The sequence below is a fragment of the Gemella sp. oral taxon 928 genome (assembly GCF_001553915.1).
In the GTDB taxonomy this organism is placed as follows: Bacteria; Bacillota; Bacilli; order Staphylococcales; family Gemellaceae; genus Gemella; species Gemella massiliensis.
The window spans coordinates 376,670-400,161 of record NZ_CP014233.1 but is presented as its reverse complement, the minus strand read 5'-3'; the positions used below and the strand labels follow the sequence as shown (position 1 = coordinate 400,161).

The window sequence follows — 23,492 nt, the reverse complement described above, 5'->3', positions numbered from 1 at the left end:
TTTATTTTAGAAGAAATCAAACATTATTAATCTAAGTAACCTAATTTTTTAATTAATTCTGCAGTTAATACCGCACCCCCTGCCGCACCTCGCAAGGTATTATGTGATAAACCGACAAATTTATAGTCAAATAAATTATCCTCACGAAGACGTCCTAGAGTTATTTGCATTCCTTTTTCGTTGTTTCGATCTAAGACAGGTTGAGGTCTGTCGTCTTCTTCATAATATTTAATAAATGGTGTTGGTGCTAAAGGAAGTTTATATTTTTCAATTTCCGGTACAAAATTTTTAATTTTTTCAATTAATACATCTTTTCCCGGATTATTTTTTAGATTAAACGATACACAAGCTAAGTGCCCATCTAACACCGGTACACGAATACATTGTGCTGACAGTTTCATATTATCAGTCGGAACAATTTTTCCGTCTTTAATTTCTCCAAAAATTTTTAACGGCTCTTTTTCGCTTTTTTCCTCTTCTCCACCAATGTAAGGAATAATATTTTCTATCATTTCCGGCCATTCATTAAATGTTTTTCCGCTTCCTGATATTGCTTGATAAGTGCAAATAGATGCTTCTTTGATTCCATATTCTTTAATAACCTCAAAAATAGGCACATAACTTTGAATTGAGCAATTCGGTTTAGTTGCGATAAATCCTTTTTCAGTCCCAAGTCGTTTCCTTTGGGTTGGAATAATATCAAGATGTGCTGAGTTTATTTCCGGAATAATCATCGGTACATCATCTTTATTTCTATTGGCAGAATTATTGGAAACAACAACGACTTCATGTTTTGCATAGTCTTCTTCCAATTTAACTAATTTTTCTTTGTCTAAGTTAATCGCACAAAATACCAAGTCAATACCCCTAGTTACTGAGTCAATTTCATATAAATCCTCTACTATTAAATTTTTTGCATATTCCGGTATGGCTAAATCCAATTTCCAACGATTTTCCATTAACTCTTTGTATTTTTCCCCCGCCGAGCGTGGCGAAGCCGCCAATTTAACAACGTCAAAATATGGATGATTTTCTAATAATACTAATAAACGTTGTCCTACCATTCCTGTTGCACCTAAAATAGCTACTTTTGATTTTTGCATAATTTTTTCTCCTCTTTTCTATAATTTTTATATTACTACCGTTCCTTCCGTATCTACTTTTAGTAAAATCGGACGCCAATTATATTTCAATTTGGCTAAATCTTCTTTTATTTTCTCTATACTTTCTACACACTCTACTATATTCATAAGTGTTGAACCGCTACCTGAGATAAAAAAGCCTTTACTATCCACTTTTTCACAAATTTCTTTTACTTCTTGATATTCATGTATTATTCTTTTACGATAAGGTTCATGAATTTTATCACCCATTACTTTATTTAATAAAGTTAAATTATAGGTTTCAAACGCTTTAATCACCGAACCCAGTCTTGATAATGAATAAATAGCATCTTTTAAAGAAATTTTTTCCGGCATAACTTTTCGTGCTTGTTCCGTTGATGTTTCAAAATCCGGAATAAGTGCTAAAAAGTTAAAACGTTCGTCCACCTTATATTTTACCGTTACAGCTTCTTTGTCATCAGTTGTACACGATGAACTCAAACTTCCAAAAATTGCCGGTGAAACATTATCGGGGTGTCCTTCTATTTCATTAGCAATCGTAAATATTTCTTGTTTATCAAGCCTTGTATTTGTCAATAAATATGCACCGTAAATCCCTGCTACAACGCATGTGGAACTGCTACCCAAGCCTCTTGAAATCGGAACATCATTTTGAATAGAAATTCTAACTCCGCTTATTGTTTTTTCTAATTTTCTTAATACCGTTTGTAAAGTAACATATACCAGATTTTTTTCATTGGCAAATCGTTCTTCAAAACCGACGAACTCCACTCCACTTTCGATTATTTCAAAATCAAATGTGGCATATAAAGTTAAAGCTACACCTAAAGTATCAAAACCGCAACCGATATTGGCTGATGTAGCCGGCACTCTTACTTTTACCATTATAACTCACCTAATTTCTCTAAAATATATTTTTTCATATCTTCTTTTTTAATCACATCTTTGTGTCTAATTTCTTTTTTATCCAAATCCTTAAGATTTTCCGGAATAGAAACCTGCGTTTTTTTATTTAATTCTTTCATTAATTCAAATTCGTCTTTATCACTTATTCCGTTTATTGCCGAATAAACACTTTCGGTAAATTTATACGGAGAAGCTGTTGAAAGAACAACATTTATATGTTCTTTATCCGGATTATCCAACAAAACCTTGTAAGCCACCGCTGTATGAGTATCTAATAAATATCCGTCTTTTTTATAAATATCTTTGATAATTTTTTTAGTAGTGTTATCATCAGCAAAACCTGATTGAAATTTATCGGTAATTTTTCGCAATATATCATCATTAACTTTGTAGCATCCTGTTTCTTTTAAGTCTTCCATAAGTTTATCAACATATTTGTTATCACAACCGCTCATGTAGTAAATTAACCTTTCAAGATTACTGGAAATAAGAATATCCATGCTTGGAGATATAGTTTTTAAAAATTCACGATTTTTATTATAAATACCGGTTGTTAAAAAATCATGTAAGACATTATTGCTGTTACTTGCACAAATTAACTTATTAATGGGTAAACCAATTCGCTCTGCATAATAACCGGCAAGGATATTTCCGAAATTTCCGGTAGGAACGATAAAATTTATTTTTTCTCCCACCGTAATTTTTTGCTCTTTAATTAAATCTACATATGCTACAATATAATAAACAATTTGAGGAATTAATCGTCCGATATTAATTGAATTTGCGCTTGATAATTTAATATTTTTTTCTAATAATTGTTTTTTTAATTCTTCATCTGTAAACAGTTCTTTAATACCACTTTGTGCATCATCAAAATTTCCATAAATAGCACATACTTTTGTATTCTTTCCTTCTTGAGTTTGCATTTGCATTTTTTGAACTGTACTCACTCCATCATCAGGATAAAAAACCATTATTTTTGTTCCCGTTACATCTTTAAAGCCTTCCAATGCTGCTTTTCCGGTATCTCCGCTCGTCGCCGTTAATATAAGTATGTCATTTTTATCTTTTACCTTTGTTAAAGCTGTCTTAGTTAGTTGCGGTAATAATGACAAACCAATATCTTTAAACGCACTCGTCGGACCATTAAATAATTCCAATATATAACCGTCACTTAACTTAACAAGCGGGGTTATATTCTCATCAGAAAATTTTCCACGATAAGCATTATTTACACAGTCTTTAATTTCCTGTCTGCTAAAATCAACGAATAGTTTTAATACTTCCTCTGCAATTTCATAATAATTTTTACCAACCAAGCCTTTTAAATCCAATTTATTTTTTCCCAAATCTCTTAATACAAATAAACCTCCCTCTTCACTTAATCCTTGAAGAATAGCTTCACTTGGACTAATTTTTTTATTTATATCTCGTGTACTTTCATAAATCATAAAAAATCTCCTTGCTTTATCAATGTATATATGATACAATGTTCTCTGTAAAATTACAAGTGTTTTTCTCAAAAGAATAAAAATTTTTTATTTATTTTTTAAATATAAATTAATATAAAGGAGATTATTATGAAAATAGCAATTTTAGGATTTGGAACAGTAGGTAGTGGTGTTTATGATATTATTGCCAATTCCACTACTTCGGAACTAAAAAATATTGAAGTAAAAAGTGTTTTCGCTCGCAGCCGTGATAAGATGCCCCTTGCAACAAACGATATAAACGAAATCTTAAATGATAAAGAAATTTCTCTTGTTGTTGAGTGTCTGGGTGGTTTAACACCTGCATATGAATTTATTAAAAAATCGCTAGAACATAAAAAACATGTGGTAACTGCAAATAAGGCTGTTGCTGCGAAGTATCTTAATGAATTTATTGCTCTTGCTAAAAAAAATAATGTTAAATTTTTATTTGAAGCAAGTGTCGGCGGTGGAATACCATGGTTAGCAGGTCTTGAAAAAGCGGGAAGAGTAGACAAAATAAATCGAATCTACGGAATTTTCAACGGAACCAGCAACTACATCTTAGATAATATGTATAGAAATAATCAAGAATTTGATTCTACATTAAAAACTGCTCAAAATCTCGGTTATGCAGAAGCAGATCCAAGTGCGGATATTGATGGTGGTGATGTTGTTAACAAAATTATTTTGAGCAATGCGTTAGGATTTAATATTCATATTTCACCAGAATTTCCTACATACTCAATGCGTTACATCACAAAAAACGATATTGATTATCTGAAAAAACATGATTTCGCTATAAAATATATCGGTGAAGCAAATGTTAACGATTCAAACTATGAAACTTCCGTTATGCTTACTATTTTTTCTAAAGATAGTCAAGAAGCCGTTGTTCCGTTAAATAATAATATTATTACACTAAACGGAAACTTTATAGGCGAACTTAAATTTTTCGGACAAGGGGCAGGAAAGTTTCCAACCGGTAATGCTATTGTCCAAGATATAATTGATATTAATTCAAACGTACCGAGAAAAGAGATTACTATAAAAAATCATCTTGTCTTCTCTAAAAAACTTACCAGAAAGAATTATTTACTACGCTCTAAAGTTAATTTAAACCATGATTTTATTGAAAGCAGTGAACAATATAAAGAAAATCATTATTTAAAAACTAAGGAAATTACTTTAGAACAATTAGAACAACTGCTAAAATTACTAAAACAAGATAACAATATATTAGTGGCTAAATTTCATTAATAGTAAATAATGCTAAAGTAACAAATGAAATTATTGAAAAGGAGATTTTAAATGGTCAAAGTAGCTAAATTTGGAGGAAGTTCAGTAGCAAGTGCTGAACAATTTAAAAAAGTTAAAAATATAGTGGAACTGGATCCTGCAAGAAAACTTGTAGTAGTCAGTGCAATAGGTAAAGCTGACAACAAAGATAATAAAATAACAGATTTACTATACTTGTGCTACGCTCATATTAAATACAATATCAGTACTGACACTATTTTTTCAATGATTGAGAATAAATATTTAACTATTGCAGATGAATTAGGATTAACATTTGATATTCAAGGTGAACTTACCAAACTTAAAAATGAACTTACTAAGGACATTGATGAAGAATATCTGGTTAGTCGTGGCGAATACTTGACAGGACTTCTTATGGCTGAATATTTAGGCTATTACTTTGTTGATGCCAAAAATTTAATTTTTTTCAATTACCAAGGTAAAATTGATTACGGAAAAACTCAAGATGCTTTTAATAAATTAATTAAAAAGCATGATAAATTATTAATTCCCGGTTTTTACGGAAGTCTGCCGAATGGTGAAATTAAAATAATGTCACGTGGAGGCGGTGACGTAACAGGTGCTATTATTGCAAATATCGCAGATGCCGAGGTTTATGAAAACTGGACGGACGTTTCGGGTATTCTTATGGCTGATCCGCGTATTATAAAAAATCCGCGTGAAATTAAAGTAATCAACTACTCAGAACTACGTGAACTTTCTTATATGGGGGCAAGTGTTCTCCATGAAGAAGCGATTTTTCCTGTTCGTGATAAAGAAATACCTATTCAAATTAAAAATACCAATAACCCTAAAAATACCGGTACAATTATTAGCGATAATGCAGATATAATTGAAAATAAAAATATCGTTACCGGTATCGCCGGCAAAAAGAATTTTTCCATCATTACTATTAAAAAAAATCATATGGCAAACGAAATCGGATTGGTAGGAAAAGTCCTTAAGGTACTCGAAGAATATCACGTCAATATCGAACATATTCCAAGTGGTATTGATTCATTCTCTATTGTTGTCGAAACAAATACGATCAAGCCATTTATTCATGAACTTGTAGCAAAAATTAAAAATATTATTCAAGCTGATGAAATTAATGTAACAAACGAAATTTCTCTTATAGCCACCGTTGGTGAAAAAATGAAAAATTCTCTCGGCTTATCGGCACGTTTATTCGGTTCTTTAGGTAAAGCAGGAGTTAATATTGCATTAATCTCACAAACCAATGATGAAATAAATATTATTATCGGTGTTCATAATAATGATTATGAAAAAACAATAACCGCCCTTTATAATGAATTTAAGTAACAATTAAGTATCTTAAACCTAAATTTTTCGGTTTAAGATACTTTTTTATGATATAATGTTACTAAAAATCATCTTCAAAGGAGAATTGTTATGAACGTATTGCAAATTCTTTGCCATCCGGATTTTGATAACAAAAATCGTGTTTCCAATATTTTAGCCTTAACCGGTGAAACAGAATTAAAGAAGAAAGGTTTTAACAATATCAAAACTTTAAACCTGTACTCACCGAATTGTTATATTCCTGTTATGGATAAACATATGTTTAATTATGAAAACAAAAAATTGACACCAAAAGAACAAAAAGATTATACAAGACAAAAAGAATTATTAGCCCAATGGAAAAACACTGATATAATATTTATCTATATGCCGCTTCATAATTTTAATATTGTTTCTAAATTTAAAGATTATATTGATAATATCGTTATAGTAAATGAAACTTTTGAATGTGAAATAGAAACTTTAATTGGGCTTGATAATCCGGACAAAAAAATTATCTTTGTTCTTACAAGTGGCGGAGAATTTGATAGCCATATTCAGTATATAAATCTTGATTTTACCGTTGATTATCTCCGAGGAATACTCGGTGTAATGGGAATAAATCATATGCAACTTTTGCGTGTTCAAGGGTTGGATTTGGGAAAAAATAATAAAGAAAGAATAATAGAAACTGCAAAAATGGATTTAACAAAAATAATAAAAGAAACCTTATAATTATCTTATTATTGTTTTCAAAACTAATTTAAACACCAATAGACTACTGCATAAATTAAATATAACAAATTGAAAAAGACTAATCTAAAATCTAATAAATTATCAAGGGCGACTTAAAAAATTGATTTCTAACAAAATCGCAATTTTTAAGTCGCTCCCATTTTCTATTTACTTCATATTATAAAAATATATACTTTAATATATACGCACCTGACATTAATAATCCTATAAAAATAGTTAATTTAGCAGTAAGAACCATATAAGGTGCCATAGTTTTTTTATCATTATTATCGTTAAAGCCTTTTATTATTTTTACAGCTAAAGGTAATGTTAGCAAAACGAGTAAGTTAAAAAATGTACCGTACTTAGTGAATGAGAATAAAATATTTAAACTATAAACAATAATAAACACTGCGGCTAATGTTTTAATTGCATAGTTTTTTCCTACAACTATTGCGTAAGTCTTTCTGCCTGAATTTTTATCATTATCCAAATCACGAATGTTATTGGCAAGAAGGATACTGCCGATTAATAAAAACAGCGGTGCTGATATTATTACTATATCTATATTTACAAAAGTTGTTTGAATATAAAATGCTAAACTTACTATCACAGTACCCATAAAAAATCCGGATACAATTTCTCCAAACGGAGAATATGCAATAGGATACTTATCTCCTGTATAAAAATATCCTGCAAACATACAAATTATCCCGACTATAAAAATATTAAAACTTGTTATAAAAGAAAGAATTATCCCGAAAATCAGTGCTATTAAATAAAGAAGTATTGCACCGACTAAGACTTCTTTAGCACTTAACCTACCTTTTATTATTGAACCGGAAATTCCTTCTGAATCAATTTTATCTAAGCCTTTCTTATAATCATAATATTCATTAAATAGATTTGTTGCAGCTTGAATTAATAAACATGCTACTAAAAATATTAAAAATTTTATATATGATATACTCTTAACATAATTTAAAGCATAGGCTGATCCAAGTAGTACGGGTGCAAAAGCTGCAGGATAACTATGCGGTCTTGTACATAAGAAAAATTCTCTTAATTTATCCACAATAACCTCCAAAAATTATTTTATACTTTATCATTATAGCATATTTCTTAAAAAATAATTAAATTAAAGATTAAGAAAATAATTAAATCCCGATTGGCATTTAAAAGTAGAACGTTTACATTATTTTATGATATAATAAAAAAAGAAATAGAATAACGGAGGATATAATTATGAAAATTGTATGGATCGGTACCGGTGTAATGGGAGAAAGTATGGCTGGGCATTTATTGGATGCCGGACATGAGTTATTTGTTTATAATCGAACTCAGTCTAAAACAGCAGCCCTTATTAAAAGAGGAGCAACCCTTTTAGAAAAAATTGAGGATGCACCGTTAAAAGCTGATATAGTTTTCTCTATGGTCGGCTATCCTAAAGATGTTGAAGAAGTTTATTTAGGTGAACACGGACTTTTAAAAAACGCTAAAAAAGGGCAAATATTTGTAGATATGTCTACATCATCACCTACTTTGGCAGAAAAAATAAGTGCCGAATTTGCAAAAGTTGGAGCTTTTGCTTTAGATTTACCTGTTACCGGCGGAGATATAGGTGCTAAAAACGGTACACTCTCTATTATGGCAGGTGGAGATAAAGATGTCTTTGAAAAAAATGTTTTACCGCTGGTACAACATTTAGGTAAAAATATCACCTATTTCGGCAAAGCGGGTAAAGGTCAATATACAAAACTTGCTAATCAGATCGCTATTGCCACTACTATGATTTCAGTAGCAGAAAGCTTTAAATTTGCGAAATCTGTCGGTCTGAATATGGACGATTTCTTTAAAACCGTTTCAACCGGTTCCGGTGGAAGTTTTTCTATGACTTCTTACGGTCCACGTATCTTGAAAGGTGATTTTAAACCCGGATTTTTCGTCCATCACTTTATAAAAGATATGCGATTGGCACTAGAAGAATGTGAAAAAATGAATATTAAACTTCCGGGTCTTGAACTTGTCTATAAACTTTATACCAGTTTAGAAGAAGAAGTTAAAAATACTAACGGAACACAAGCCATCTCTAAATACTATAATCTTTAAAAATAACGGGAACGACTCAAAAATCATGATTTTTTAAAAATCAATTTTATCGAGTCATTCCCGTATAATTTATCTACTAATAAGTAAATGCTAAAATTTAGATTGGCTTTTTAAAATTTTTAGCATTTGGACAGTACAGTTTGCGGTGTTATTTTCTATATCTATCTTATCTCCTCTATATAATATTTACTTGGGCTGTTTCCCCCTTCATAATGTTTATTATTTAAACGAAGGATATATTCACCGTCTACTCTTCCATTTTTTGAAATATCTATTATCGGTACAATTATTCTTTCTCCATCTTCCTTATATTGTGATAAATCTTCTGAAGGCGATATCGGTGACGCTCCGCCTATTCCGCCCATTGCGGTTAAGTATATATTATCTTTTTTAAAAAATACCGTTTCTCCTAATTTTATATCAGAAAGCATTGTTTTTCCGTTTTTCTCAAAACTGTCATCTATTTCTTTATACATTTCTTTTGTGTTAGAATTTTTTATGACATTTATTATATCATCTTTTACTTGTGAGTCATTATAGGTATCCGGATAAACTGTATTGTATATGTCCGTTAATTCCTGTAATGAAATAACAGTAAATCCGGTTATATCGCCTGTTCCTTGTATTCTTTTGTCAGGATCCGGAAGATAACCGAACAAAGTTACCGGTTGTAATTTATATCCCTTTTTATCATGTATATGGAATAGATATGTTCTTACCGTTTCATACGCCGCTTGTCTATTATGTTTTGTGTTTTTTAAATTGATATTATTCCATTTCAATTTATCTTTAGTTTTTGTCTTTAAATCTTCAATATTATCATTAGTTTTTTCTAATTTATTATTGCCGACTTTATATATACCTATCCATCTGTTTATATCTATCGCTTTATTATCTTTGTAATAACCACCTGTTTTTACAACTATCTTATCTTCACCGGAACTGTTATCTACCGCATAACTTAGACGTGAATTATAGTTGTTAATAGTACCTATAGTATAGTTATCCAAATTTATTAATGATTTTAAATTTTCTATATCTGTTGTATTATTTATTTTTTCCAAAATTACCGTTGTTTCTTTTGACAAATCCTGTTTATTAACATTTCCTAAATTGGCACTTTCATTTATAGTATTTTGCTCTTTGTACTCTTCATACTTTACTATTCCAAAAACACAAACTAGCGCCGCTAAAAATATTCCAACAAAACCTAATACATATTTCATCATCTTATTCATAATCTACCAATTCCTTTATCCTTCTTCTTTATCAAATGTCGGCACATAAAAGTGGCGTCCTTCTAAACCGAACAGTTTATCAGAAAAACTACCCGGTTCTACATTTGCTAAATTTTTATCAAACATTTGCATTCTGGCGTCTATATTATCTATAAAATTAATAATTTCCGCTTCCTTAAGCATCGGTAACTTAGGCGAACCAAATTCATACTTACCATGATGTGCCAAAATAATATGACGTAGCAAAATAATTTCCTCGCCATTTATACCAAGTTTTTCAGCCGCTCTGGCTACTTCATCACTCATAATAACTATATGCCCTAAAAGTTCACCCTCGAGTGTATAAGATGTTCCTATCGGGCCGCTTAATTCAACTGTTTTTCCTAAATCATGCAAAATAATACCGCTGTATAATAAATCTTTATTTAGTGACGGATAAATAACAAGCAATGCTTTTGCCACCTTTAACATAGTTGTTGTATGGTAAATAAGTCCTGAATAAAAATCATGGTGCATAGACTTCGCCGCCGGAAAAGTCAAAAATTGTTTTTTATATTTATTTAATAATTCTATTGTTACCGCTTTTAATTTTGCATTATCTATATCTTTTAAAAAATTATTTAATTCGCTTATCATTACCTCTTTAGGTAGTGGTGCTGTTTGAATAAAATCTTGAATATTAATATTTTCATCACCGGTTTTTAAGCGATAATTTTTTACTTTTAGTTGTAATTTACCACGATAATCTAATACTGTCCCCTCGACAAAAATTATTATTCCTGATTTTAAATTTTCCGTATCTTCATCTTTAACATCCCAAATTTTCCCGTCAATACTCCCTGTTTTATCTTTTAAGGTTATGGTTAAATAAGGTTTCCCGCTTGTTGCTATACCACGAACTACATTATCCAAAAGAAAAAACATACTAACTTCCATATCGGTTTTAAATTCGTTAATAAACATTTTTCCACTCCTTCTTCGTATTTTCCATATACTATTTTACTAACTCTCAGACAAAAATTCAAATTAAACGGGATTTTTCAAAAAATTTTATAATTACCAAAATATAAAAAAATTTGAAAATTACATTCTATATATTTATTATTTTAAAATATTACTACTTTCTTTGTTTAAGGTATTATAAATTTTTATGTATATATATTTCCCAAAAAATTATTGACAAGAAAAAAATAATATGTTACTATCTTTATCAACAGTTAATAAATAAGCGTTGAAGTGAAGAACAACGGTATTGAATTTTTCAGAGAGCTTTCATTAGGTGAAAGAAAGTATTTTTATCCGTCGTAGATAGTCACTGAGCAGGATTAATGAGCAACAGTAAATTAATCACGATTGATTATCGTTATAAATCTTTGAGGTAATTTTAATTTTTTATTTTAAGATTATAAATTTGGGTGGTAACACGGTTTTTTCGTCCCTTGTGTTACCGCCTTTTTGTTTATTTTATAACTGTCTATTAATATATATTATACAGGGAAAAGATGAGTAAAAAAAGGCGTTTATATTAGAGAATCTCGGTAGCTGAAAAGAGATTAAACAATTTTTTTGAATATGGTCTTGGAGTTTTAATCATCAAGCACTGCGAGATGATTACGCTTAACAGCGTTAATGTTTAATGAGGTTTACACGGTGTGTAAATAAACTAAGGTGGTACCACGTAATTTACGTCCTTTAGCAATAGTATTTATTGTTAAAGGACGTTTTTTACTGCATAAATATACTGTCATACATATTTTAATTTTTTAGGAGGAAAGTTACATGACAAAAATTTCAAATTTAGGATACCCTCGTTTAGGTGAAAAAAGAGAATGGAAGAAATTAATTGAAGGTTACTGGAACAAAACAATTCGACAAAATGAATTATTTGAAGAAACTACCAAACTACGTAAAGAATTTTTGAAAAAACAATTTGATGCGGGAGTAGATTTTATTCCGGTCGGAGATTTTTCGCTATATGACCAAATTTTAGATTTATCAATTCAATTCAATATTATTCCAAAACGCTTTTCTGACAGAAAAGTTGATATTGATTTATTTTTCGATATTGCACGCGGTAACAAAAAACATGTTGCATCAGCATTGAAAAAATGGTTTAATACCAATTATCATTACATTGTACCGGAATGGGACAATGCCCAACCGAAACTAAATAACACTCGCTTACTTGATTTATATAAAGAAGCTCGTGAAATCGTCGGTAATAAAGCTAAACCTGTCATTACAGGTCCAATTACCTTTATAGCATTATCATCAGGAGTTAGCGACTTTAAAGACGCCTTGAATAAATTAGTACCTCTTTATACCAAAGTATTTAAAGAATTAGTAACTGCGGGCGCCACTTATATCCAAATAGATGAACCTATTTTTGTTACCGATGAAGGAAAAAATTATATTGAATATGCTTATGAAGTTTATAATCATTTTAATAAAAATATAAATGCAACATTAATTTTTCAGACATATTTTGAAGCATTGGTTAGTTCTGAAAAATTAATAGATTTACCGGTTGCATTCGGTTTAGATTTTGTTCATGGCTTAGAAGAAAACTTATCTTATATCGAATCCGGTTTATTTAAAAATAAAACCGTCTTTGCCGGTGTTGTTGACGGACGTAATATTTGGAGCAACAACTTTGAAACTACTGAAAAATTATTAAAGATATTAAAGGACAATGTAAAAGAATTAATTATTCAACCATCATCATCTCTTCTTCATGTTCCGGTAACCGCTAAAAATGAAACTGAATTAGATAAAACTTTATTAAACGGGCTGGCTTTCGCTGATGAAAAATTAACTGAATTAAAATTATTAGCTGAAAAATTAGACGAAATTACCAACCCTGATTATAATAACCACATCGAAAATTACAAAAAACTTCAACAAGCTGATTTTAGAAATTTGGAACTTGAATCAATAAACAATATTCGTTCTACTCGCTTATCCAACTACGCCGTTCGTCGTGTTGTTCAAGCTAAACGTTTTAACTTCCCGTTATTACCGACAACAACAATCGGCTCATTCCCACAATCTAAAAAGGTTCGTTTGCAACGAGCTTTATGGAAAAAAGGAGAATTATCTGATACTGATTATGAAAAATTCATTAAAGAAGAGATTGCACGTTGGATAAAAATTCAAGAAAATCTTGATCTTGATGTATTTGTTCACGGTGAATTTGAACGTACCGACATGGTGGAGTTTTTCGGTCAACGTTTTGCAGGCTTCGCTTCGACAAAATTCGGTTGGGTTCAGTCTTATGGTTCACGTGGAGTTAAACCTCCCATTATCTACGGAGATGTAAAACATATTCAGGCTGTAACTGTTAAAGAAACCGCCTATGCTCAAAGTTTAACTAATCATCCTGTTAAAGGAATGTTAACCGGACCGATAACTATTTTAAACTGGTCATTTGAACGCACAGATATTCCTAAAGCTGAAATCTTTAATCAAATCGCTATAGCACTTAAAAATGAAATTAATTTGCTGGAAAAAGCGGGTATTTCCGTTATTCAAGTTGATGAACCGGCTTTACGTGAAGGATTACCGCTGCGTAATAACAAAAAAACTAAATACCTTGAAGAAGCGGTATTTGCATTTAGACTTGCTACTTCATCGGTTAAAGATGATACCCAAATTCATACTCATATGTGTTACTCCAACTTCGATGAGATAATCGACTCGATCCGTGCATTAGATGCCGATGTTATATCTATTGAAACTAGCAGAAGCCACGGAGAATTAATTTCCGCTTTTGAAACTGCAATCTATCCGTTAGGAATCGGTTTAGGAGTTTATGACATCCACTCACCACGTATCCCGACAAAAGAAGAAATTAGACACAATATTTTACGTCCATTACAAAAATTATCCAAAGAGCAATTTTGGATTAATCCGGACTGCGGTCTTAAAACACGTGATGAAAAAGAAACCATAGAAGCCCTTAAAATATTAGTAGAAACAACTAAAGAAATTCGCCAAGAACTTTCCGATAAATAAGGAGGCATGTATATGCGTGATTTATTAAAAAGACTGGAAACGGATATTCTCGTTGCTGACGGTGCTATGGGTACCGCCCTTTATGGTAATGGTCTTGAGAGTTGTCATGAAAACTATAATTTAACAAATCCAAAAAGTGTGGAAAAGATACATCTTTCATATATTAATGCCGGTGCAGACATAATTCAAACAAATACTTACGCTGCAAAAAAATATCAACTAAAAGTCTACGGCTACAGTAATAAATTTAAAGAAATCAACAAAAAAGCGGTCGAAATAGCTCGAAAAGCCGCCGGAGAAGATCACTTTGTATTAGGAACTATCGGAGCTATTCGCGGACTTCGTGAATGTGAACTTACTTTAGACCAAATAGTAGATGAAACAATCGCTCAAGTAAATGTATTATTGGCAACCAATAAAATAGACGGTCTACTCTTTGAAACATATTACGATCAAGAAGAAATACAGGAGGTACTTAAAGCGGTAAGACCACTTACATCTTTACCTATAATAACTAATATTTCTCTGCTTGAAGCAGGAATAACACAAGACGGTCAAAAAGTAACGAATTCTCTAAGCGTACTCGTTAATCTCGGTGCTGATATAGTCGGTCTAAACTGTCATCTAGGTCCATATCACATGATAAAAAGTCTAAAACAAGTACCGCTATTTGCTCAAAGTTATTTATCGGTATATCCTAACGCAAGTTTATTACAACTAACCCAAACAACCAACGGTAGTGAATATCGTTTTAGAAGAAACTTTACCTATTTTGAACAAAGTGCCAAACTATTAGTTGAAGAAGGTGTTAGACTTATAGGTGGTTGTTGCGGAACTACACCCGACCATATTCGAGCTATAAAAAAGGTATCAGAGGGCTGGCACCTGTTAAACGTAAATTAATAACTCCTCTTCCCGCTGAAGAAGAATTAATAAAAGATTCTAACAATAAGCCAACTATTGTTGATAAAGTTAAACAAAAAGTTACAATTATAGCTGAACTGGATCCACCTAAACATTTAAACATCGATAAATTTATCAAAGGGGCAAAAGCTATTGATAAAAAAAATATTGAAGCCATTACATTAGCAGATAATTCTTTGACAAGTACACGTATTTGTAATCTAAGTGCTGCGACTATCCTAAAAGAACATATTTCAACTCCAACACTGCTACACCTAACCTGTCGTGATCACAATCTTATCGGTCTACAATCACGACTTATGGGAATGGATTTACTAGGTTTTAACAACGTTCTTGCAATCAACGGAGACCCCAGTAAACTTGGAGATTTCCCCGGAGCAACAAGTGTTTATGATGTAACAAGTCTAAAACTTATACCGTTTATTAAACAACTTAATAACGGTTTAGGTTATAACGGAGCTTCACTGAAAAAAACCACTAACTTCACAGTAGCGGCAGCTTACAATCCTAATGTAAGAGATATTAATAAAACCGAACGGCTGATTGAGAAAAAAATAAATGCGGGTGCTGATTACTTTATTACGCAACCAATTTATGAACATAAAAAAATTGAACAACTCTCAGAAATTGCAAAAAATATCCGGATACTCCATTTTTTATCGGTATAATGCCAATTACAAGCTATAACAATGCAATATTTCTTCACAATGAAGTACCGGGAATAAAATTATCAGAAGAGTTCCTTAACAAGTTGGAAGAAGTAAAGAATGATAAAACAGCTTGCCAACAAATCGCTTTGGAAGAAAGTAAAAAACTACTAAACACAGTATTAAAATACTTTAACGGCATTTATCTGATTACCCCCTTTTCTCAATATAGCTTTACCATTGAATTAATAAATTATATAGAGAGCCTCCAGAAAAATTAAAAATATTTAAGCTCGGAACTTTAAATTTTCTAAAGCTCCGAGTTTATTAAATATAACTAATTAAAATACTATTAAAAACAAAATTATAATTTTATTTTTTAATAACAACTATAATTTACTATTTTTCTTAATTATATTTTTAAAAGCACTCCTATCACACTAAATAATTAAATATCTCTCTTTAAAAATTACAAGTATAGTAGTATAATGATAGTAATGATACACATGAAATGAGGGGGAACTTATGTTTTTAGTTGTTAAAAATTTGAATAAAGCTTATGGAACAAAAGAAAATAGAATCAATATTTTAAAAGATATAAATTTTTCTCTGGAAAAAGGAACACTTTGTACTCTATTAGGTCCTTCAGGATCGGGTAAATCAACTTTACTTAATGCAATCGGCGGACTTGAAAAAATCGACAGCGGTTCTATTATAATAAATGAATTTGAAGTTTCAAATTTAAAACAAAAAGATCTTACTAATTTCAGAAGAAAATATTTAGGGTTTGTTTTCCAATTTTATAATTTAATTCCTGATTTAACCGTAACGGAAAATATTCAGGTCGGTTCTTTTATTCACAACAATCCTATGGATATTGAAAAACTGATAAAAGACTTAAGTTTGTGGGAACACAGAAATAAATATCCAAGACAATTATCAGGCGGGCAACAACAACGATGTGCAATAGGCCGTGCTTTAATTAAAAAACCTGAAATACTACTTTGTGACGAACCGACAGGTGCTCTTGATTACAAAACTTCAAAAGATATTTTATCCCTTCTTCAAAAAATCAATAAAGAACATAAAACTACGATTATAATAGCAACACACAACGAAGAAATAACAAAAATGTCAAATACAATCATAAGACTTAAAGATGGCGCTATAGCTCAAAAAATAGAAAATGAAAAAGTGGTTGATGCACAAGAATTGGAGTGGTAGTATGAGAAACTTAAACAAAAGAATTTTTCGCAGTTTAAAAAAACAATGGTCAAAAAATTTATTTCTCTTTATTCTTATGATTTCCATGATTTCCGTAACATCAGGTATGCTGGTTGCATCAGGAAGTATTAAGGGATTATATTATGACCTTATGTCAAAAGGGACTGTAGAAGACGGAAAAATAGTATTCGCCTTTGATCCGACGGATGAAATTATGAAATCTATTGAAAAAGAAAATACAAAAGCCGAAAAAACATCTTATATTGATACAAAAGTTAAGGGAATTACAAAAGGTAATAATGACAAGGAAATTAGAATTTTTAAAAATAGAACAACCATAAATATTCCCGTTATAAATGAAGGTACCCTTGCGACAAATAAAAATGAAATAGTTGTAAATAACCTGTTTGCCAAAAATAACAATTTAAAAATTGGAGATACGATAACATTCCAAAAAGAATTTTTTAAAGATGGAAAAGAACATACTTTCAAAATAGTAGGGCTTGCCGCTCTACCTGATTATAACTCGGCATTTCAAAAAAACAGTGATTTATTATTTAATGCAATAGACTTCGGAGTCGGCTTGGTATCTGAAGAAGAAAAAGATATTTTTAATGAAAGTAAATTAAAATATCAAGTTTCCTACCGTTTTAACGAACGAAATCTCAACAAAAAAGAAATTGATGAAAAAAACGAAAATATATTAAAATCAGCAAATAAATTAAAAACCGTTTCAGAACAAATTACAAAAAAAGATAATAATGCAATAAGTTATCTAATAGATGATATGGGCGGAGATAGACCTATGATGATCGCTATGCTTTGTCTTATGGTAATTTTAATAGGATTTATATTTGCACTTTCTATCGTAAGTAAGATACAAGAAGAATCTGAAATAATCGGAATACTTCTCGCAAATGGATATAAAAAATCGGAACTTGTTTTAAATTATATTGCAAATTCGTTAATAATAACTTTTTTTGCAGCAATTTTGGGAAATATTTTAGGATACACGTATTTCACGAACTCATTCAAAGAAGTTTACTACAAGTCTTATGATCTTCCAAACTTCACCCCTACTTTTAATTTGGAAGCACTAATAATTACAACAATAATTCCGATTTCTATAATTTTGATTTTTAATTACTTATATATATATAGGAAATTAAATTTTTCTCCATTAGATTTTTTAAGAAAGAATTTAAAACATTATAAAAATCAGGCAAAAGCCAAATCTATAAAAAATTTTAAAATCAAGAAGAATTTTTTAGGATCGTTCAAAAAGTCTGTTGTAAAATCAAACAGAGGAGATTATGTTGCAATAATACTCGGAATTTTTATAACTTCTATATTGTTTATTTTTGGGATTTCCGCAAAACCTACATTTGAAAACTATGGAAATAAATTAAAAGAAAACTTAATGTGTAACTATCAATATATCTTAAAAGCACCGACAGAAATTGAAAATAAAACAGCGGAAAAATATACAACAATATCTGCAAGTGTTTATCATACAATCAAAAAAACTGATGAAAATATTCTCTTTTTAGGAATTAGTGAGAATTCAAAATATTTTGAAAATACAAAACTACCCGAAAATAAAAATGAAATAGTTATAAGTGAATATCTTTCAAAAAAACTCAGAAAATATGTAGGCGATGAAATAACCGTAAAAACTAAATTATTAGATAAAGAAAAAACTTATAAGATAGTTGATATTTATAAAAAATCATCTAATCTTTCTGCTTTTGTAAAAAAAGAATTTCTTAATGAAGAAATAGAACAAGAAAAAAATTTCTTTAATGGGTACTTCAGTAATGAAAAATTAAATATTGATGAGAAATATATTGCAACTACCATAGATGCAACTACTATAACTGATGTTTCCAAACAATTATATGATGTTATGGGACCTCTTGTAAATGCGTTTATATTCTTATCCGCTATTTTCTTAGCAGGTTTTATGTACAGTCTTATGAAAATAATAACTGACAAAAATACTGTACAAATAGCATATTTAAAAATTTTTGGTTATACTGACGGTGAAATTTCAAAAATCTATATCCGCCCTATAACAATAACAATATTGACCAGTTTAATAGTTTTAACACCTCTTGAAATATATGCGGTAAGAGAGATAACTTATTATTCTATGCTTAAGTTTTCAGGATATTTAGAACTTTATATCTCTGCAAAAACGGTAATATTATCTATCCTTATAACACTATTAATCTACGCATTTGTAAGTGTATTGCAATTTTATAAAATATCAAAAATGAATTTCAGTGAAGTTTTAAAAAATAGAGAGTAACTTATTATAAGTTTTATAACAAGTACAATAATAAAAATAGGGCGACTTAAAAATCGATTTCCCCAAGTCGCCCTTCCACAGTTTATTAGATTTTGGAAAAATTTTTTAAAGTAAAGTTCCAAATCAATGAACTGCTGCCTCTAACTACCAATAGGTAAATTCCAATAAAATTTACTAGACGTTTAAAAATCTTTTGTAAAGTGAAGTTAAACATCAAATACTTGCTAAACAATTATACACCTAATATTTTCCAGAATAATGCCAAAATAGGAAATAATGCCAAACCTAAAATTGATACGATGCTACAATATAACGTCATTTTTGTTTTTGATAAATTTTCGCTTTGTAATGCTACCATTAACGGCGGTGCTTGAAATGGGAAAAATATATTCGAAAACCCTAAGACTTCCGTCTTATACAAAAATTCCTTTGAAACATTACTTACTTCAGAAATCTTTTCTATTAACGGAGTTACTATCGCCGGAACTCCAACTAGAGTTACTATAAAACTTAATATAATACACAACACTATAATAAATATCGCAACTTCCACTTTACTTTTAGTCGATAGTTCAATTCCCTTCGCCATATACTCTGCTGCCAAATTTGCAATACCGGAATATTTAGCTACATTACCTAAACTTACAATCCCCGCTACGTAGAAAAAAGGTTCAAAATTAATCTTTCTTAACGGTTGGCTATCCACAAGTCCAATTCCGGAACCCATACATACTAAAGATGTCAACATTCCCGTCCATCCTGTCGGAATTTTATGAATATACTCGGTTATCCACATAACCATAGTAATAAATAACAAAACTGATAATATTTTTTGTTGTTTTGTAAGTGACATTTTATTAAAATTTATAACCTTAGTATCTTGGCATTTTTTATAAAAAAATAACATTATAAAATATAAAATTATCAACTTACCTATACCTAATACCGGAAAATACCACAAAAAATATTGACTATACGAAATATTTGTTGCATATAAATTCTGAATAATACCTATAAAAACATTATTAGGAACGTTTGACGGCAATACATAAAATGCCGGTATATAGGTCGAAAGAATTCCCATAACAAGAACTCCTTCCCATTCCTTAGTCAGTTTCTTATAACCCAACTCTTCTGATAAAGCATTTAAAATAGGAAGTAGCAAAACAATTCTGCTCATTGCTGAAGGCATTAAAAAGAGTAATGCTACTCCCAACAACATAACACCAAACAATACCTTTGAATACTTTCCTTGACATATAGGTAAAAGAATCCTTGCAAGCACTCTGTCTAATTTTGTATATTTAACCGATGAACCAATAATTATTCCTGATATAACCAACCAAGAAGCATCCGAAATAACTCCAGACAACAATATCTCTTTAGGAGCTAAATTACCGATAATACAAGATGTAAAAAATAGTAATCCTGTATACCACGCCGGAACAATATTACTTGCCAAAAGAAAAATTGAAATCAAAATTAAAAATCCTATCCGCATTGTTGCCGAAAAAAAATAGCAAGCTGATATTGTAACCGATAATAGTATAAATATCCACTTTACCCTTATAAGCATTTCTAATAATATCACCCTTTCAAAAATTTTATATCTATATAATTACATTCTAACAATATCACATTTTATATATTAAAAGCAAATAAAATTTTACAATATTATTCTACATCAACGATTATATTGATATTAAAAAATAATTAATTCAATCATTATTTTTATTATTTCATAATGAGTAATAATACTTATCCTTTATTTTATATGTTTCTTTATCTTATATATTATAATAGAATGTATGGATTTATTGTAACAAAATAATATACGGTTGTCAAATATAAAAGAGAAGAAATATGAGAAAAGTATTATTCATGAAGAAAAAATTTTTATAGATAAATCATGTAATAAATTTAATAAAAATAGTTGAATTAAAATTAACAATAACCGTATTAACGTCAGCTAGTTGAATACAAAGAAAAATACTATTCTTAAAAATAGGTGCTGTACCGAATAGAGAGAATGTAGAAAATTTTAGAGAAAAGCTAAGAAAAATTTTAATTGTTTCTAGGCTATTTATTTCTGGATATAAAAATAATACTATCCTTAATGGCAATTTAAAAAATGCCAAGCAACACTGTGTTGTTTAGCATTTTATCCTTATTTTTTCTCATGCCCCGTATTTGACGCAGAGCCTTTTTTCTCATGTACCATATTTATTACACAACCGAAAGATTTTAATCTTAATGCCGTGTGCTTTTTTAGTAATCCATTTTTTAGATAAATCGGAAATTTACACTCTCAATTTATTTAAAATCACCGTATATTTAATATTAACCTTAGACACCGTTTCTTTTGTATTCACCAACACTCATACCTGTCCATGTATTAAACGCTCTGAGAAATGAGTTTGTTTCTAAGTATCCCAAAAGAAACGCTATATCATCAACACTCATAGTAGTTGTTTTTATATAATGTTTTGCAAGTACCTCTCTGGTAGCATTTAACTGTTTTTGAAAAGTTGTATTTTCTTCACTCAAATGTCTTTGCAAAGTTCTTTTACTCATCCCCAGTTTTTCGCTAGCATCATCAATGGTGCATTTTCCCGCCGGAAGCAGCTCTGACATTACACTTCTGATACGGGCACTTACACTGTTATCTATTTCCATTTCATCAATACGCTTAACCAGTTCCGGCTCAAAATATGATAGCATAGCACTATTTTCTGTGATAAAAGGAATCTGCATATCGCTTATAGAAAATACAATTTCATTGCTATCAGATATTTCAATTTCAGAACCAAGAAATTTAGAATACTCATGTCCTACTTCTTTTCCTTGTATCATAACTGATATAGGTTTAATCATCTCTTTCGTTGCTCTTCTAATTAAACTTACAAGAAACAGGAATTCTCCGATAACAAAAGTTTGTGATAACTCCCCATTGTCTACGGAAGTCAAATTTATAATAAAATTTTCATCGCTTTGCGTGATTTTATACACTATAGGTCCAATTAGTTTTTTATATCTACCCAGTCTCTTCAAACATTCTTCGCCATTTTTGCTACAATAGGCTGCAAAGATTGGAGGCGAGAACATCTCGATTCCTTCCCCTGTTGCCATATGAATAAATATTTCAGGTTCGGGAACAAGCATGCCTATGGCGTCCATAAATCTCTTGTATTCATCTGAAGTCATCATCACCCTGTCTGAAGTGAAAATTCCTATAGGCAGGTCTGCCTTTTTCAACACTTCGTTAAGTTTCATTCCCTTCATTTCAAGCAGTCTACCATACTGTCCATCTACTATATATTTTTTCATAACAGCTTCCTTTTAACGACTTGTCTGCTGATCTGCAACAAATCCCATTATTGTTTTTTTTGGCATCATAGGCATTAATCCTACAAATACACTCTGCCAACCGGGTAATCCTGAAATAACACTGAGTTTCCCTGAAAGCATACCCTTGTAGCCGTCTTCTGCAACTTTATTAGGCTTTCCTGCGTTTGAAAACATCTTTGTTGTAGTCAGTCCACTTGCAGAAGCAAATCCTGTATCCATAGCTCCCGGCATCAAGACTGTACATGTTACTCCCGTTCCCTTAAGCTCGTACCATACTGCATTGCTCAGAGAAGTCAGATATGCCTTTGATGCATAATATTCTGCCTGAAGAGGCCCGGGCGTAAGTGCTGCTGTAGAAGAAACATTCAGTATTTTACCACTGCCACATTTTACAAAATCAGGAATGAAAAGTTTCATCAACTTTGTAGGTACTACAATATTTACATTCAACATTTCAAGATCCTGTTCCATGGTTCTATCAGCGAAAGAACCTTGACCACCTAACCCTGCATTGTTAATTAAATAATCTACGGCGATCCCCATCTCCTTAACTCTGTTATAGATTACTTCAGCAGCATTATAATCTGTGAAGTCTACAGCAATGGTATATACCTTAACTCTATAGTTATTCTCGATTTCTTTTTTTTGCTCATCAAGCTTCTTTTGGTTACGAGCGACAAGTACAACATCTCCACCACTCTTTGCATGAAGCTTTACGAATTCAGAACCAAGTCCTCCTGTAGAACCTGTAATAAGTGCTGTTTTATTTGTCATAATATTTCCCTCCGTTATATTCTGTTTACTTTTGATAGATATATTATACATAAAAATACAAAGAACGT

Annotated in this window: 19 protein-coding genes and 2 other annotated features; of the genes, 10 read left to right on the top strand and 9 right to left on the bottom strand. The window is 30.5% G+C overall.

Going from position 1 to position 23,492, the window contains the following annotated elements:
• Positions 1-26: 26 nt before the first annotated feature.
• From asd to thrC, 3 genes are read right to left on the bottom strand one after another with little or no spacing between them, the layout of a single operon-like run.
• On the bottom strand, positions 27-1,103 hold the full coding sequence (gene asd, locus AXE85_RS01735; protein WP_062172788.1) for an aspartate-semialdehyde dehydrogenase: 1,077 nt from the start codon (positions 1,101-1,103) through the stop codon (positions 27-29).
• Between the two features lie 27 nt (positions 1,104-1,130).
• The gene (thrB, locus tag AXE85_RS01730; RefSeq protein ID WP_062172786.1) at positions 1,131-2,009 is read right to left on the bottom strand and encodes a homoserine kinase; all 879 of its coding nucleotides are present in this window, start codon (positions 2,007-2,009) and stop codon (positions 1,131-1,133) included.
• Positions 2,009-3,481, bottom strand: a complete 1,473-nt coding sequence (thrC, locus tag AXE85_RS01725; protein WP_062172784.1) for a threonine synthase — start codon at positions 3,479-3,481, stop codon at positions 2,009-2,011. Before thrC ends, thrB begins: the two co-directional genes overlap by 1 nt.
• Before the next feature lie 129 nt (positions 3,482-3,610).
• On the opposite strand from thrC, the gene AXE85_RS01720 reads away from it, so the two are divergent.
• From AXE85_RS01720 to AXE85_RS01710, 3 genes are all read left to right on the top strand, one after another.
• The gene (locus AXE85_RS01720; RefSeq protein WP_062172782.1) at positions 3,611-4,759 is read left to right on the top strand and encodes a homoserine dehydrogenase; all 1,149 of its coding nucleotides are present in this window, start codon (positions 3,611-3,613) and stop codon (positions 4,757-4,759) included.
• 51 nt (positions 4,760-4,810) lie between these two features.
• Complete coding sequence (locus AXE85_RS01715) at positions 4,811-6,121, top strand: aspartate kinase (protein ID WP_062172780.1); 1,311 nt, start codon at positions 4,811-4,813, stop codon at positions 6,119-6,121.
• A 90-nt stretch (positions 6,122-6,211) separates the two neighbouring features.
• The gene (locus AXE85_RS01710) at positions 6,212-6,835 is read left to right on the top strand and encodes an NAD(P)H-dependent oxidoreductase (RefSeq protein WP_062172778.1); all 624 of its coding nucleotides are present in this window, start codon (positions 6,212-6,214) and stop codon (positions 6,833-6,835) included.
• Between the two features lie 178 nt (positions 6,836-7,013).
• Here AXE85_RS01710 and AXE85_RS01705 read toward each other — a convergent pair whose 3' ends face one another.
• The gene (locus AXE85_RS01705; protein ID WP_231723794.1) at positions 7,014-7,910 is read right to left on the bottom strand and encodes a 1,4-dihydroxy-2-naphthoate polyprenyltransferase; all 897 of its coding nucleotides are present in this window, start codon (positions 7,908-7,910) and stop codon (positions 7,014-7,016) included.
• Positions 7,911-8,080: 170 nt separating this feature from the next.
• Between AXE85_RS01705 and AXE85_RS01700 the strand changes: the two genes are divergently transcribed.
• Positions 8,081-8,944 carry an NAD(P)-dependent oxidoreductase gene (locus AXE85_RS01700; RefSeq protein WP_062172776.1) on the top strand — a complete coding sequence of 288 codons (864 nt, stop codon included), beginning with the start codon at positions 8,081-8,083 and terminating at the stop codon, positions 8,942-8,944.
• Positions 8,945-9,105: 161 nt separating this feature from the next.
• On the opposite strand, the gene AXE85_RS01695 is transcribed toward AXE85_RS01700, so the two are convergent.
• On the bottom strand, positions 9,106-10,182 hold the full coding sequence (locus AXE85_RS01695) for a hypothetical protein (protein WP_062172774.1): 1,077 nt from the start codon (positions 10,180-10,182) through the stop codon (positions 9,106-9,108).
• Positions 10,183-10,197: 15 nt separating this feature from the next.
• Positions 10,198-11,145, bottom strand: coding sequence for an HD domain-containing protein (locus AXE85_RS01690; RefSeq protein ID WP_062172771.1), 948 nt, complete (start codon positions 11,143-11,145; stop codon positions 10,198-10,200).
• 259 nt (positions 11,146-11,404) lie between these two features.
• Positions 11,405-11,625: a binding site (T-box leader), on the top strand.
• Between the two features lie 42 nt (positions 11,626-11,667).
• Positions 11,668-11,878, top strand: a binding site (T-box leader).
• 83 nt (positions 11,879-11,961) lie between these two features.
• On the opposite strand from AXE85_RS01690, the gene metE reads away from it, so the two are divergent.
• The 6 genes from metE (at position 11,962) to AXE85_RS01670 (ending at position 19,302) form a co-directional block, all read left to right on the top strand.
• Positions 11,962-14,196: a 5-methyltetrahydropteroyltriglutamate--homocysteine S-methyltransferase gene (metE, locus tag AXE85_RS01685; RefSeq protein WP_062172769.1), complete on the top strand. Its 2,235-nt coding sequence runs from the start codon at positions 11,962-11,964 to the stop codon at positions 14,194-14,196.
• A gap of 12 nt (positions 14,197-14,208) precedes the next feature.
• A complete protein-coding gene (locus AXE85_RS08560) occupies positions 14,209-15,099 on the top strand; it encodes a homocysteine S-methyltransferase family protein (protein WP_231723793.1) in 891 nt (296 codons plus the stop codon).
• Positions 15,024-15,788: a methylenetetrahydrofolate reductase gene (locus AXE85_RS08555; RefSeq protein WP_250636701.1), complete on the top strand. Its 765-nt coding sequence runs from the start codon at positions 15,024-15,026 to the stop codon at positions 15,786-15,788. Before AXE85_RS08560 ends, AXE85_RS08555 begins: the two co-directional genes overlap by 76 nt.
• Positions 15,788-16,048, top strand: coding sequence for a hypothetical protein (locus AXE85_RS08745; RefSeq protein ID WP_250636700.1), 261 nt, complete (start codon positions 15,788-15,790; stop codon positions 16,046-16,048). Before AXE85_RS08555 ends, AXE85_RS08745 begins: the two co-directional genes overlap by 1 nt.
• Before the next feature lie 244 nt (positions 16,049-16,292).
• The gene (locus AXE85_RS01675; protein ID WP_062172767.1) at positions 16,293-16,991 is read left to right on the top strand and encodes an ABC transporter ATP-binding protein; all 699 of its coding nucleotides are present in this window, start codon (positions 16,293-16,295) and stop codon (positions 16,989-16,991) included.
• A 1-nt stretch (position 16,992) separates the two neighbouring features.
• Positions 16,993-19,302, top strand: a complete 2,310-nt coding sequence (locus AXE85_RS01670) for an ABC transporter permease (RefSeq protein WP_062172765.1) — start codon at positions 16,993-16,995, stop codon at positions 19,300-19,302.
• Between the two features lie 232 nt (positions 19,303-19,534).
• On the opposite strand, the gene AXE85_RS01665 is transcribed toward AXE85_RS01670, so the two are convergent.
• The 3 genes from AXE85_RS01665 to AXE85_RS01655 all read right to left on the bottom strand — a co-directional run bounded on the left by AXE85_RS01665 (position 19,535) and on the right by AXE85_RS01655 (position 23,424).
• Positions 19,535-20,782, bottom strand: coding sequence for an SLC13 family permease (locus tag AXE85_RS01665; RefSeq protein WP_197415958.1), 1,248 nt, complete (start codon positions 20,780-20,782; stop codon positions 19,535-19,537).
• An 866-nt stretch (positions 20,783-21,648) separates the two neighbouring features.
• On the bottom strand, positions 21,649-22,575 hold the full coding sequence (locus AXE85_RS01660; protein ID WP_197415957.1) for an AraC family transcriptional regulator: 927 nt from the start codon (positions 22,573-22,575) through the stop codon (positions 21,649-21,651).
• Positions 22,576-22,641: 66 nt separating this feature from the next.
• Complete coding sequence (locus AXE85_RS01655; protein ID WP_062172761.1) at positions 22,642-23,424, bottom strand: SDR family NAD(P)-dependent oxidoreductase; 783 nt, start codon at positions 23,422-23,424, stop codon at positions 22,642-22,644.
• Positions 23,425-23,492 lie beyond the last annotated feature (68 nt).